Source organism: Pseudomonas sp. N2-3-1-14, assembly GCF_041228395.1.
Lineage (GTDB): Bacteria > Pseudomonadota > Gammaproteobacteria > Pseudomonadales > Pseudomonadaceae > Aquipseudomonas.
On the sequence record NZ_CP166199.1, the window covers coordinates 5,747,548 to 5,760,955 of the forward strand.

Annotated in this window: 11 protein-coding genes and 1 pseudogene; 8 read left to right on the top strand and 4 right to left on the bottom strand. The window is 61.3% G+C overall.

Annotated features, from left to right (window positions below):
* Positions 1-3 precede the first annotated feature (3 nt).
* From AB5I78_RS26700 to pqqE, 7 genes are all read left to right on the top strand, one after another.
* Positions 4-798, top strand: coding sequence for a carbon-nitrogen hydrolase family protein (locus AB5I78_RS26700; protein WP_369302023.1), 795 nt, complete (start codon positions 4-6; stop codon positions 796-798).
* A gap of 59 nt (positions 799-857) precedes the next feature.
* On the top strand, positions 858-3,233 hold the full coding sequence (gene pqqF, locus AB5I78_RS26705; protein WP_369302045.1) for a pyrroloquinoline quinone biosynthesis protein PqqF: 2,376 nt from the start codon (positions 858-860) through the stop codon (positions 3,231-3,233).
* Between the two features lie 155 nt (positions 3,234-3,388).
* Entirely contained in the window at positions 3,389-3,463 is a 75-nt protein-coding gene (gene pqqA / locus AB5I78_RS26710; protein WP_003194766.1) for a pyrroloquinoline quinone precursor peptide PqqA, read from the top strand.
* A 71-nt stretch (positions 3,464-3,534) separates the two neighbouring features.
* Positions 3,535-4,446: a pyrroloquinoline quinone biosynthesis protein PqqB gene (gene pqqB, locus AB5I78_RS26715; protein ID WP_106575537.1), complete on the top strand. Its 912-nt coding sequence runs from the start codon at positions 3,535-3,537 to the stop codon at positions 4,444-4,446.
* Positions 4,447-4,457: 11 nt separating this feature from the next.
* Positions 4,458-5,210, top strand: coding sequence for a pyrroloquinoline-quinone synthase PqqC (gene pqqC / locus AB5I78_RS26720; RefSeq protein ID WP_145157473.1), 753 nt, complete (start codon positions 4,458-4,460; stop codon positions 5,208-5,210).
* The gene (gene pqqD, locus AB5I78_RS26725; RefSeq protein WP_017138041.1) at positions 5,207-5,482 is read left to right on the top strand and encodes a pyrroloquinoline quinone biosynthesis peptide chaperone PqqD; all 276 of its coding nucleotides are present in this window, start codon (positions 5,207-5,209) and stop codon (positions 5,480-5,482) included. The genes pqqC and pqqD overlap by 4 nt, the downstream gene beginning before the upstream one ends.
* The gene (pqqE, locus tag AB5I78_RS26730) at positions 5,454-6,605 is read left to right on the top strand and encodes a pyrroloquinoline quinone biosynthesis protein PqqE (RefSeq protein WP_106575539.1); all 1,152 of its coding nucleotides are present in this window, start codon (positions 5,454-5,456) and stop codon (positions 6,603-6,605) included. The genes pqqD and pqqE overlap by 29 nt, the downstream gene beginning before the upstream one ends.
* A 5-nt stretch (positions 6,606-6,610) precedes the next feature.
* Here pqqE and AB5I78_RS26735 read toward each other — a convergent pair whose 3' ends face one another.
* Both AB5I78_RS26735 and AB5I78_RS26740 read right to left on the bottom strand, forming a co-directional pair.
* Positions 6,611-6,769 (bottom strand): YqaE/Pmp3 family membrane protein, encoded by a 159-nt coding sequence (locus AB5I78_RS26735; RefSeq protein ID WP_010207008.1) that lies wholly within the window; start codon positions 6,767-6,769, stop codon positions 6,611-6,613.
* Between the two features lie 181 nt (positions 6,770-6,950).
* A complete protein-coding gene (locus AB5I78_RS26740; RefSeq protein ID WP_369302022.1) occupies positions 6,951-8,213 on the bottom strand; it encodes an aspartate aminotransferase family protein in 1,263 nt (420 codons plus the stop codon).
* Between the two features lie 209 nt (positions 8,214-8,422).
* On the opposite strand from AB5I78_RS26740, the pseudogene AB5I78_RS26745 reads away from it, so the two are divergent.
* Positions 8,423-9,319: pseudogene (locus AB5I78_RS26745) on the top strand (LysR substrate-binding domain-containing protein).
* Positions 9,320-9,545: 226 nt separating this feature from the next.
* Here AB5I78_RS26745 and AB5I78_RS26750 read toward each other — a convergent pair.
* Positions 9,546-11,324, bottom strand: a complete 1,779-nt coding sequence (locus tag AB5I78_RS26750) for an acyl-CoA dehydrogenase C-terminal domain-containing protein (RefSeq protein WP_145157479.1) — start codon at positions 11,322-11,324, stop codon at positions 9,546-9,548.
* A 260-nt stretch (positions 11,325-11,584) separates the two neighbouring features.
* Positions 11,585-13,354, bottom strand: a complete 1,770-nt coding sequence (locus AB5I78_RS26755; RefSeq protein WP_369302021.1) for an acyl-CoA dehydrogenase C-terminal domain-containing protein — start codon at positions 13,352-13,354, stop codon at positions 11,585-11,587.
* Positions 13,355-13,408: the final 54 nt, after the last annotated feature.

Here is a 13,408-nt window from a genome sequence, read left to right on the forward strand (position 1 = left end):
AGCATGCGCGTTGCCCTGTACCAATGCCCGCCGCTGCCACTGGATGTGGCCGGTAACCTCAAGCGCCTGCACCCACTGGCGCATGAGGCCTCGGATGCCGATGTGCTGGTGCTGCCGGAGATGTTCCTCAGCGGCTACAACATCGGCGCCGAAGCGGTCGGCGCCCTTGCCGAACCTCAGGATGGGCCGTCCGCGCAGGCGATTGCCACACTGGCCAAAAGCGCCGGGTTGGCGATTCTGTACGGCTACCCGGAGCGGGCCGAGGACGGGCAGATCTACAACGCCGTGCAGTTGATCGACGCCCACGGCCAGCGCCTGTGCAACTACCGCAAGACCCACTTGTTTGGCGACCTGGACCACTCGATGTTCAGTGCCGGGGAAGATGATTTCCCGTTGGTGGAATTGAACGGCTGGAAGCTTGGCTTCTTGATCTGCTACGACCTGGAGTTTCCGGAAAATACCCGTCGCCTGACGCTGGCCGGTGCCGAGTTGATCCTGGTGCCGACTGCCAATATGGTGCCGTTCGACTTTGTCGCCGACGTCACCGTGCGGGCGCGGGCCTTTGAAAACCAGTGTTATGTGGCGTACGCCAACTACTGCGGGCAGGAAGGCGAGATTCAATATTGCGGGCAAAGCAGCATCGCCGCGCCGAATGGCCAGCGCATCGCCCAGGCCGGGCTGGATGAGACATTGATCGTCGGGGCGCTGGACCGCCAGTCCATCCTCGACGCCCGCGCCGCCAACCACTACCTGCAAGACCGTCGCCCCGAGCTGTACGGCGCACTGCACAAGCCCTGACCCAGCCGGTTTGTCAGCGGTTTGATAACATGGCCACCTCCTACGTTTCGGAAGTGCCCATGCCTGCGCCGGCCCACCCTCATCACCTTCACCTGACCCTGGCCAATGGCCTGCGGGTTTCGCTGCGCCATGCGCCACGTCTGAAGCGTTGCGCTGCGGTGCTGCGCGTGGCTGCCGGCAGCCATGACGTGCCCTTGGCCTGGCCGGGGCTGGCGCACTTTCTTGAGCATTTGTTGTTTCTCGGCACGCAGCGTTTTCCCGCAAATGAAGGGCTGATGGCCTACGTGCAGCGCCATGGCGGGCAGGTCAACGCGAGTACCCGGGAGCGTACGACGGACTTCTTCTTTGAATTGCCGCTGGCGACCTTTGCCGACGGGCTTGAGCGCCTGGCGGATATGCTGGCCCACCCGCGCCTGGCGATTGAAGACCAGTTGCGTGAGCGCGAAGTGTTGCACGCAGAGTTTGTTGCATGGTCCCAGGATGCCCAGGCTCAGCAGCAGGTCGCGCTGTTGGAGGGCTTGGCCGCCGACCATCCACTGCGCGGTTTTCACGCCGGCAACCGGGACAGCCTGCCGGTGGAGCGTGAGGCATTTCAGCAAGCACTGCGCGAATTTCACACGCACTTTTATCAGAGCGGGCAGATGACGTTGAGCCTGGCCGGCCCGCAGCCGCTGGACGAGCTGGAAGCCTTGGCGCAGCGATTCAGCGAGGCACTGGCTTGCGGGCCTTTGCACCCACAGGCCGAGCCGCCTGCGCTGTTGCCCGATCAAGCAGTGAGTTATCAATACACCGCCAATAATCATCGGCACCACGTCATTGCCTGTGACGTACCCCGTGAAGCGTTGGATTTTCTCTGCACCTGGCTCAACGCCCCGGCGCCCGGCGGGTTACTGGCCGAGCTGCAAACGCGAAACGTGGCCCACGCACTGCACGCGTCCGTGCTGTATCACTTCGCCGGGCAAGCGCTGCTGGATATCGACTTTTCCCTCATCGTTCAAGACGGGTCGGCTACTCAGATCGAAACGTTATTGCACGACTGGTTGAGCTTTTTCGCACAGAGCGACTGGACGCCGTTGCGAGAAGAGTTCGCCTTGCTGAACGCTCGCCAGCAGCAAATCCAGGGCGCCCTGGCGCTGGCCCGCAACGACAGCGAGGATCTATCGGAACAGGGCGTGGCGGCCCTGAAAAATCTGCTCGATTCACTGCACCTGCCGCCCTCCGAGCACGCTTGGCAACTGCCGCCCAACAACCCCTTCCTGCGCCCAGCGGTCAAGCAAGCGCGCGCCGGCCTGATTCGCGGCCAGACCAGCGCCCACCGTGGCTTGCGCACGTTCGCCCAGGATCGCTCGCGGGGACGACGGGAAGTGTCGGCGCTGACGTTCAGCCAGGCCTTGGCGGATGACGCCAACGAAGGCGCGCTGTACCTGCAATGGCGCTTTGATTCGTTGGTACCCGCAGGCCTGGAACATGCGTTGCAGCCGTTGCGTGAGCAGGCCCGTCAGGCGGGCGTCGAATTGGCCTTCGAAACCGCCGCCAATGACTGGCGCGTGAAAATAGTTGGCCTTCACGAACCAATCGCGGCTGTGGTCGAGGCGCTGGCGCTTAACCTCAGCCAGTCCGATGGGCCGCTGCCGTCACCCGCACAAACGCCGATGATTGCCATTCGGGAGCTGCTCAAGGCGTTGCCTGCCTGCTGTGCCGGCATCGCTTGCGGGGCCGGCGAGACGCCAGCGTCATGGACCACCGCGCGTTGGCAGGGCCTGGGCACAGGTTTGCCCGCTGCCAGTGAAGCGGCGATCAAAACCGCAGCCGCGCGATTGCCAGGCCAGCCGGAAAGCTTCGAACACACGCCGAAAACCCTCGACGGCCAGCGGCTCTGGCACGAAGTGAATACCGACTCCCGCGAAGCCGCGTTGCTGCTGTTTTGCCCTACGCCAAGCCAATCCCTGGCCGATGAAGCGGCATGGCGACTGCTCGGGCATCTGCTCCAGGGGCCGTTTTACCAAAAACTGCGCGTCGAACTGCAAATCGGCTACGCCGTGTTCAGCGGCATCCGACAGATCAACGGGCAAACCGGCCTGCTGTTTGGCGTGCAATCACCCAGCGTATCCCTGACCGGGATCTTCGAGCACGTGCAGACCTTCCTGGCGCAGCTTCCGGCGTTGATCGACAACAGCGCCGAATTGGGCAACCAAACCCTGGCAGAGCAATTCACGGCACAGGCATTACCGATCGTCCAAGCCGCCGAATTGCTCTGGCAGGCGCAGCTGGCTGGCCATTCGTCGGGTTATCTGGCGCCACTTCAACAGCTGATCCGAACCTGCACGCGCGAGGATCTGCAACGTGCCGCAGGGCAGCTCAATGACGCTGCAGCCGGTTGGCGCTGTGTGGCCAACGGCCCGCCCATCAACGGTTCCTGGCAAACGGCAGGCTGATCATTGCTGGCCCTGCAAAAGGCTTTTGCCACCAAGACAGCGCTAACTTGAAAAGAATTGCGTAACATTCATCCGCACACCTCTGAACATCTCCGATTGGAGGTGGACTATATGTATGAGTAGTGAACGTCCCATCCCTTCGTAGGAGTATGAATATGACCTGGTCCAAGCCTGCTTACACTGATCTGCGTATCGGTTTCGAAGTCACCATGTACTTCGCCAGCCGTTGATTGGCTGAGTAATACAACGCCTCGGTTCGCCCGGGGCGTTTTTGTTTTGAGCTTTGCGTGATGGAGCAATCATGTTTGTCCAGATTCTAGGTTCCGCCGCCGGCGGTGGCTTCCCGCAGTGGAACTGCAACTGCGTGAACTGCGCAGGTTTTCGTGACGGCAGCCTGCGGGCCCAGGCGCGCACTCAGTCGTCCATCGCGATTTCCGACGATGGCGTGAATTGGGTACTGTGCAACGCTTCGCCGGATATCCGCGCGCAACTGCAAGGCTTCGCCCCGATGCAACCCGGCCGTGCGCTGCGCGATACCGGTATCAGCGCGATCATCCTGATGGACAGCCAGATCGACCACACCACCGGCCTGTTGAGCCTGCGCGAAGGCTGCCCGCACCAGGTGTGGTGCACCGACATGGTCCATGAAGATTTGAGCACCGGTTTCCCGCTGTTCACCATGCTCACGCACTGGAACGGCGGCCTGGCCTGGAACCGCATCGAGCTGGACGCCAGCTTCACCATCCCGGCCTGCCCCAACCTGCGTTTCACGCCGCTGCCATTGCGCAGCGCAGCGCCGCCCTACTCGCCGCACCGCTTCGACCCGCACCCAGGCGACAACATCGGCCTGATCGTCGAAGACCTGCGCACCGGCGGCAAACTGTTTTACGCCCCTGGGCTGGGCAAGGTCGACGCGCCGTTGCTGGAGATCATGGCCGGCAGTGATTGCCTGCTGGTGGACGGTACGATGTGGGACGACGATGAGATGCAGCGCCGTGGCGTCGGCACCCGCACCGGTCGCGAGATGGGCCACCTGGCTCAGAACGGCCCCGGCGGCATGCTCGAAGTGCTGGAGCAGTTGCCCGAGCAGCGCAAGGTGCTGATCCACATCAACAACACCAACCCGATCCTCGATGAAGACTCCCCCGAACGCGCCGAGCTGGCACGGCGTAATGTTGAAGTGGCTTACGACGGCATGAGCATTGAATTGTAGGAGCAGACCACATGACTGACACACCGCTGACGCCCGCCGAGTTCGAGCATGCCTTGCGGGCCAAAGGCGCCTTTTACCATATCCATCACCCGTACCACGTGGCGATGTATGAAGGCCGCGCCACCCGCGAGCAGATCCAGGGCTGGGTCGCCAACCGTTTCTACTATCAGGTGAATATCCCGCTGAAAGACGCCGCGATCCTGGCCAATTGCCCGGACCGCGAGATCCGTCGCGAGTGGATCCAGCGCCTGCTCGACCACGACGGTGCTCCCGGTGAAGACGGCGGTATTGAAGCCTGGTTGCGTCTGGGCCAGGCCGTTGGTCTGGACCCGGACCAACTGCGGTCTCAGGAACTGGTGCTGCCCGGCGTGCGTTTTGCCGTGGATGCCTACGTCAACTTTGCCCGCCGTGCCAGTTGGCAAGAAGCCGCCAGCAGCTCGTTGACCGAGCTGTTCGCGCCGCAGATCCACCAGTCGCGCCTCGACAGCTGGCCGCAGCACTATCCGTGGATCGACCCGGCCGGCTATGAGTATTTCCGTACCCGCCTGGGCCAGGCCCGACGCGATGTGGAACACGGCTTGGCGATCACGTTGCAGCACTACACCACTCGCGAAGGTCAGGAGCGCATGCTGGAAATTCTCCAGTTCAAACTCGACATCTTGTGGAGCATGCTGGATGCCATGAGCATGGCCTATGAACTGAACCGCCCGCCATATCACAGCGTGACTGATCAGCGTGTATGGCATAAAGGGATCACCCTATGAGCTTTGATCGCAGCAGAACACCGACCTGGCGCCAGGGCTATCGCTACCAGTACGAGCCCGCGCAAAAAGGCCACGTATTGCTCTACCCCGAAGGCATGATCAAGCTCAACGACAGCGCCGCGCTGATCGGTGGTCTGATCGATGGCGAACGCGACGTGGCTGCCATCATCGCCGAGCTGGATAAACAATTCCCCGGCGTACCTGAACTCGGTCAAGACATCGAGGATTTCATGGAGGTCGCCCGTGCTGAGCACTGGATCGAACTTGCCTGAGAAGCCACCCGTTGGCCTGCCGCTGTGGCTGCTCGCCGAGCTGACATACCGCTGCCCGTTGCAGTGCCCGTACTGCTCAAACCCGCTGGATTTCGCCGAGCAGGGCAAAGAGCTGAGCACCGAGCAATGGATCAAAGTGTTTCGCGAAGCGCGGGAAATGGGCGCCGCGCAACTGGGGTTTTCCGGCGGTGAACCGCTGGTACGCCAGGACCTTGCCGAACTGATCGCCGAGGCGCGCAAGCTGGGCTTCTACACCAACCTGATCACCTCCGGCATCGGCCTCACCGAGCAGAAAATCAGCGACTTCAAGAAAGCTGGCCTGGACCACATCCAGATCAGCTTCCAGGCCAGCGACGAGCAGGTGAACAACCTGCTGGCCGGCTCGAAAAAAGCCTTCGCGCAAAAGCTGGAAATGGCCCGCGCGGTGAAGGCGCATGGCTATCCGATGGTGCTGAACTTCGTCACGCATCGGCACAATATCGACAAGATCGACCGCATTATCGAGCTGTGCATCGCGCTGGAAGCAGACTTCGTCGAGCTCGCTACCTGCCAGTTCTACGGTTGGGCGCAGCTCAATCGTGTGGGGTTGTTGCCGACAAAAGAACAGCTGGTGCGCGCCGAACGCATCACCAACGAATACCGGGCCAAGCTCGAAGCCGAAGGCCACCCGTGCAAGCTGATCTTCGTTACACCGGACTACTACGAAGAACGCCCAAAAGCCTGCATGAACGGCTGGGGCAGTATTTTTCTGACCGTAACACCGGACGGCACTGCCCTGCCCTGCCACGGTGCCCGACAGATGCCGGTGCAATTTCCCAACGTGCGCGACCACAGCATGCAGCACATCTGGTACGACTCGTTTGGCTTCAACCGCTTTCGCGGCTACGACTGGATGCCCGAGCCGTGCCGTTCATGCGATGAAAAGGAAAAAGACTTCGGCGGCTGCCGCTGCCAGGCGTTCATGCTCACGGGCGACGCGAGCAACGCCGACCCGGTGTGCAGCAAGTCCGAGCAGCACGGCATCATCCTGCAAGCGCGGGAAGAAGCCGAACACGCCACCCAGACCATCGAGCAATTGGCCTTTCGCAACGAGCGCAACTCGCGGCTCATTGCAAAAGGCTGACAGTTTTAGCGTTTGGCGATGATGTACACGGCGTGAATGATGCCCGGGAAGTAACCGCACAGGGTCAGCAGGATGTTCAGCCAGAACGCGCCGGCAAAACCCACTTGCAGGAACACACCCAGTGGCGGCAGCAGAATGGCGATGATGATGCGAATGATGTCCATGGGTCAGCTCCAGATAATCGGCTCGTGTGAGCCGTGTAGCTAATCGACCTTGGGCACTCGTGAGGGTTCAGTGGATTCTGGCACTGGGCCACCTTGAAGTGCGTAGACAAAAAAACGCCCCCAGCCAAAAGAATCAGGCTGAGGGCGCCGCGTAGGCCGCGAGACGGTTCTGAAATGTGGGTTAAACGGCGATGCCCTTGCGGCATTGCAACTGCGCGGTGCGCACTCGGGAGAAGGCGCGAGCCAGGCGCAAAAGCATTTCGTCGATATTGCTTTTGCTGACCGTCAAGGCTGGGGTGAAGCGCAGGCCGTTGGGTTGCGCGGCGTTAAGGATCAAACCTTCGTGCAGTGCTGCTTTTACGACGGCATCTGCAGAATCATCCGACAATGTCAGGCCCCACATCAGGCCATGGCCGCGCAATTGGCCGTGGTCGTAGCGATAAGCCAGGCGGGCGAGGCCTTCGCCAAGGTAAAGGCCGGACTCGCGCACCTGCTCCAGGAAGCCCTGCTCCAGTACCGTTTTTAGTACCGCCTCCCCGGCCGCAGCCATCAACGCGTTGCCATGGTGGGTGCCATCCAGCTCGCCCAGCTCGAAGCAACAGGCCTTGCCACGCGCCAGCAGGGCCGCCAACGGCACGCCGCCACCCAGGCCTTTGCCAAGGGTGATGATGTCGGCGCGCACGCCGTACTGTTGTTCGACGAGCAAGGTGCCGCAGCGGCCGATGCCGGTGTGCACTTCATCAAGAATCAGCAGGATGCCCAGCTCGCGGCACAGGCGTTCAACACCTTTCAGGTAGTGCTCGGTGGCGGGGATCACGCCGGCTGCGCCCTGAATCGGCTCCAGCATGATGGCCACCGTCTGTGCATCGACCGCCGCGTGCAACGCAGGCAGGTCGTTGAAAGGCACATGGCTGAAACCCGGCAATTGCGGTTCAAAACGGTTGCCGCCCGCCCCGGTCGAAGCCGCCATCGCCGCAAAACTGCGGCCATGGCAACCGTTGCTGGCGCTGATGATGTGGTACGCGCCGCCGCGGTGCTGTTGGCCCCATTTGCGCGCCAGCTTGATCGCAGCCTCGCAGGCTTCAGCGCCGCTATTAAGCAGGTATCCCTGATCACTGCGCGTGTGATGGCACAACCGGTCGACGAGGTTCAGTTGGGGGCGATTGTGCAAGCCATTGCCGGGGTTGATCAGCGCCTGAGTCTGATCGGCGAGGGCCTTGATCAGCACCTGCGGGCTGTGGCCCAGGCTGTTGGCGGCGCTGCCCTGACTGAAATCAAGGTATGCACGGTCGTCGCTGTCCCAGAGCCAGGAGCCCTGGCCGCGCACGAAGACCTGCGCAGGTCTTGCGACGGTGGGCATCAGGGCATCGCTGGGCAGATCCTCGTGCGGCGCGTCGAGGATCAGATCGTCCAGGCTCGGTGCAGGGCGACGAAACAGATTCACACCTCACCCCCAATGGCAACCTGACCTTGGTCGCAGTCCTGTGCAAAGACTGCCTCGAGGTTTTTTGTCTTGCCTATGTAAACGCCATCAACATAAACGCTATTCATTGCCAGATCCGGCCCTGTAAGCCTTGCGAATAGGCGCTAGACTAGGCGTCTCGGGGCCCACCGGCCATTTCGATTTTCCAGCTTTTTCGATAAGTAAGCCTTATGGATTTCAAGCAACTGCGTTATTTCGTCGCGGTGTATGAGGAAGGCCACGTGGGCCGCGCTGCGGAGCGTCTGTCGATCTCCCAACCGGCCTGTCGCAACAGATTCGCCAGCTGGAGCAGAACCTGGATGTGAGCCTGTTCGAGCGCAGCAGCAAGCGCCTGCTGCCGACGCTGGCCGCGCATACCTTGTACAACCACGCATTGCCGCTGATCGACGGTATGCAACAGGCCGTCGAAGCCCTGCGCAACTTCAAGGGCCAGGCCATGCGCACTCTAGCCATCGGCGTGCTGCAAACGGTGCACACCAGCCTGGTCCCGCAAATGCTTGAGCGCGTGCGCAAGGCCCAGCCGCATCTGGTGGTGCAGATCTACGAATTGACCGGCCTGGAGATTGAACGGCGCTTGCTCAACGGCTCGCTGGACATCGGCATCAGCTACCTGCCGCCGCGCCAGCCGGGCTGCACGGCGTGCTGTTGTATGAAGACGAATTGAAGGTCGTGATCCCGGAAGACCACCCCTTGCGCGAATTCAAGAAGGTCTCGCTGAAACAGGCGGCCGAATTACCGATGTTGCTATTGGGAGAGGAGTTTCAGGTGCGGCAGATCTGGCAGGGCCAGCTCGCCAACCTCGGGCGCCGGCCACAGGTGCAGGCCGAACTGAATACCATGGTCGGCATTCTCGACAGCCTGCCCCATACCAAGCTGGCCACGGTACTGCCCGGGCGCTCCCAGGATGAGCACAACAGCAAGGCGCTGCTGTGGAAACCCTTGAGCGAACCCGGGTGGCGCTGAAAGTGGGCTTGGTGTGCCGCGATGTACAGCGCCAGCAAGCAACGGTGGCGTTATTGCGCACACTGCTGGAAGACGTGATGAATGCCCCGCAGGCGCCTGCCTGACTTTTTCGCGGGCAAAAGAAAACCCCGCCGAAGCGGGGTTTTGCAGACTGTTTCCCTGACATCCATTTCACTCCGCCGTCCTGGCAGAATCCTACGTGTCCGTGTTGTTGCTTTGCGCTTCCTGCGCGACGTCCATGTGAAGTAGATTATCCGTGGATCCAATTTGGCGATAGAGGACGAATAGCAGCACGTCATGTAAGAGAATGCTTACACGCCCTCCAAGCCCTTAGAACAGTGCCTCATCCAGCAAAAACAGCGATTCACTACCGGCTTTTACCGACGCACTCAGCGAATGGATACGTGGCAGCAGGCGCGCAAAGTAGAAACGCGCCGTGCCCAGCTTGCTCGCGTAGAAGTCTTCCTCAGACTCTTTGCCCCACGCGGCCTTCGCCATGCGGGCCCACATGTAGGCGTACGCCATGTAGCCAAAGGCGTGCAGGTATTCCACCGACGCTGCACCGATTTCATTCGGGTTGGTCTTGGCGCGGTCCAGCACCCAGGCGGTCAACTCATCCAGGTTATCCACCGCCGCGCTCAGCGGACGGGTGAACTCAGCCAGTTGGGCGTCCGCTGTGGCAATGAACTGACGGATCTCGTCGGCGAACAGGGTATAGAACGCGCCGTTGCTGCCGACAATCTTGCGCCCCATCAAGTCCAGCGCCTGAATGCCGTTGGTGCCTTCGTAAATCTGCGTGATGCGCACATCACGCACCAGTTGCTCCTGACCCCACTCGCGAATGTAGCCGTGGCCGCCAAACACTTGCTGGCCGAGCACGGTGGTTTCCAGGCCCAGATCGCTGAGGAACGCCTTGGCGACGGGTGTGAGCAGTGCCACCAGATTGTCCGCACGCTCACGGGCGGCGGCATCCTCGCTGAACTTGGCGATGTCCAATTGCGTTGCCACGTACGTGGAGAACGCGCGACCGCCTTCATTCGCAGCCTTCATGGTCAGCAGCATGCGGCGCACGTCCGGATGCACGATGATCGGGTCGGCCACTTTGTCTTTAGCCTGGGCGCCGGTCGGTGCGCGGCTTTGCAGGCGATCACGCGCATATTCAATCGCGTTCTGATAGGAGCGCTCGCCGGATGCCAGGCCTTGGATACCCACCCCCAGACGCTCGTAGTTCATCATGGTGAACATCGCCGCCAACCCACGGTTGGGCTCGCCCACCAGGTAACCCACGGCTTCGTCGAAGTTCATCACGCAGGTCGCAGACGCCTGAATGCCCATCTTGTGTTCGATCGAGCCACAGCTCACCGGGTTACGCGCGCCCAGGCTGCCGTCGGCATTGACCATGAACTTGGGCACCAGAAACAGCGAGATGCCTTTCGGACCGGCCGGCGCATCCGGCAGCTTGGCGAGCACCAGATGGATGATGTTTTCGGTGAGGTCGTGTTCGCCGCCGGTGATGAAAATTTTGGTGCCGCTGATCGTGTAGGAACCGTCCGCCTGCGGCTCAGCCTTGGTGCGGATAATCCCCAGGTCGGTGCCCGCGTGCGCTTCAGTCAGGCACATGGAACCGGCCCACTCGCCGGAATACATCTTCGGCAAGTAGGTGGCCTTGAGTGCTTCACTGGCGTGAGTGTTGATCGACACGCAGGCGCCAGAGGTGAGCATCGGGTACAGGCCGAACGCCAGGCTCGACGAGTTGATCATTTCCTCAACCTGGGCCGACACCGCCTTGGGCATGCCCATGCCGCCAAAGACAGGGTCGCCGCCTACACCCACCCAGCCACCTTCGGCGTAGGTTTTGTAGGCCTGGGGGAAACCATCCGGTGTGCTGACCACGGTATCGGCCCAACGGCAGCCTTGCTCGTCGCCATTGCGGCTCAGCGGTGCGATGGATTTGGCGGTGACCTTGCCGGCTTCCTCAAGGATCGCCTCGACGGTTTCGGCATCCACGGTGTCTGCCAATGCCGGCAATTGGGCCCAAGTGGTGGCGACCTCAAAGACTTCGTTGAGGACGAAGCGCATATCACGCAGCGGCGCTTTGTAATCAGCCATGGCAAACCTCGTGAGAACGTGAAAAGTAAGTCGGTAGGATCGGTTTTACAGGCTCCGAGTGTACCCGAACAACTTTTCAGACACATAGGGTCCGTTCGTGACTATTAAGTATTTATAAGTCACACACAGATCTAATGTAGGAGCTGGCTTGCCTGCGATGGCATCACCGCAGTTTCACTGACCTACCGAGGTGACTGCATCGCAGGCAAGCCAGCTCCCACACAAGCCCGCACACAGTTACCCGCAGAAGCATCAGCCGCCTACAGTGCAAACAACTCAGCAGGCAAGCTCATCAGGCACTCGCTGCCCGCCTCCACCGCTGCCCGGTGCGTGGCCGTACGCGGCAGCAAACGCTTGAAGTAGAAGTCGCAGGTCGAAAGCTTTGCCTGGGCAAACTCGGTGTCGTCGTGTGCCTGAGCCGCTATCGCCATACGCAACCACAGATAGGCGAGGATGATGTAACCGCTGTACATCAAGTAATCCACCGCCGCGGCGCCCACTTCATCCGGGTTTTTCATGGCGGCCATGCCGACCTTCATTGTCAGCTCGCCCCATTGCTGGTTCAGTTGATCGAGTTGCGCCACGTGAGCCTTGAGCTGCGGGTGTTCGGCATTTGCCGCGCAGAATTTATGCACGATTTTGGTAAAACCACGCAGCAGCTTGCCTTGGCTACCGAGCACCTTGCGCCCCAGCAGGTCGAGCGCCTGGATGCCATTGGTGCCTTCATAGATCGGCGCGATCCGCGCATCGCGTGCCAGCTGTTCCATGCCCCATTCGCGAATATAGCCGTGGCCGCCGAATACCTGCATGCCGTGGTTGGTCACCTCCAGGCCCGTGTCGGTCATAAAGGCTTTGCAGATCGGCGTGAGGAACGCCAACAGGTCTTCAGCGTCCTGGCGCTGACCCGCGTCGTTGCTCAGGTGCGCGGTGTCGAGCAATTGCGCGGTGAAATACGTCAGCGCGCGGTTGCCTTCGTTGAAGGCTTTCATGGTCAGCAGCATGCGGCGTACATCAGCGTGCACGATGATGGGGTCGGCAGCCTTTTCCGGGGCCTTGGCGCCGGTCAGCGAGCGCATTTGCAGGCGATCATTGGCGTATTTGATTGCGCCCTGGAAGCTCGCCTCGCCATTGCACAGGCCCTGCATGCCGGTCCCCAGCCGTGCGTGGTTCATCATGGTGAACATGCAGTTGAGGCCTTTATTCGCCTCGCCAATCAGGAACCCCTTGGCACCGTCGAAATTGAGCACGCACGTGGCCGAGGCCTTGATGCCCATCTTGTGCTCGATGGAGCCGCAGTGCACCGCGTTGCGCTCACCCGAATCGGCATGGAACTTGGGCACGATAAACAGCGAGATACCTTTGGTGCCCGCCGGCGCATCCGGCAGTTTGGCCAGCACCAAGTGGATGATGTTCGCACTCAGGTCATGCTCGCCGGCCGAGATGAAGATCTTGCTGCCGGTGACCGCGTAACTGCCGTCGGCCTGGGGCACGGCACGGGTCTTGATCAGCCCCAGGTCGGTGCCGCAGTGGGCTTCGGTCAGGCACATGGTGCCGGTCCATTCGCCGGCGGTGAGTTTGGTCAGGTAGGTGTCTTTCTGCTCCTCGGTGCCGTGGGCGTGGATCGCCGACATGGCGCCGTGGGTCAGCCCCGGGTACATGCCCCAGGACGTGTTGCTGGAGCCGATCATTTCGCTCAACACCAGCCCCAACGAGTGCGGCAGGCCTTGCCCACCGTAGGCTGGGTCCGCTGCCACGCCGTGCCAGCCGCCTTCCACGTACTGGGCGAAGGCTTGCTTGAAGCCCTTGGGCGTGGTGACCACGCCGTTGTCGAAATGGCAGCCTTCCTCATCGCCGCTGCGATTAAGCGGCGCGAGCACGTTTTCGCAGAATTTGGCGCCTTCTTCGAGGATCGCACTGACCATATCCGGGCTGGCGTCTGTGGCGCCGAGGGCCGCGTAGTGGCCGTGAAAATCAAACACGTTGTCGATCAGAAAGCGCATGTCGCGCAGGGGAGCTTTGTAGTCAGGCATGGCGATGTCTCCGGCAGCAGATGGTTTCAACCTACTGCCGGCCACCGCCGCAAA

Bases quoted from the DNA above. Each gene is read 5' to 3' on its own strand.
- AB5I78_RS26700 (WP_369302023.1), top strand. From the start codon at position 4: ATGCGCGTTGCCCTGTACCAATGCCCGCCGCTGCCACTGGATGTGGCC.
- pqqF (WP_369302045.1), top strand. From the start codon at position 858: ATGCCTGCGCCGGCCCACCCTCATCACCTTCACCTGACCCTGGCCAAT.
- pqqB (WP_106575537.1), top strand. From the start codon at position 3,535: ATGTTTGTCCAGATTCTAGGTTCCGCCGCCGGCGGTGGCTTCCCGCAG.
- pqqC (WP_145157473.1), top strand. From the start codon at position 4,458: ATGACTGACACACCGCTGACGCCCGCCGAGTTCGAGCATGCCTTGCGG.
- pqqD (WP_017138041.1), top strand. From the start codon at position 5,207: ATGAGCTTTGATCGCAGCAGAACACCGACCTGGCGCCAGGGCTATCGC.
- AB5I78_RS26735 (WP_010207008.1), bottom strand. From the start codon at position 6,769: ATGGACATCATTCGCATCATCATCGCCATTCTGCTGCCGCCACTGGGT.
- AB5I78_RS26750 (WP_145157479.1), bottom strand. From the start codon at position 11,324: ATGGCTGATTACAAAGCGCCGCTGCGTGATATGCGCTTCGTCCTCAAC.
- AB5I78_RS26755 (WP_369302021.1), bottom strand. From the start codon at position 13,354: ATGCCTGACTACAAAGCTCCCCTGCGCGACATGCGCTTTCTGATCGAC.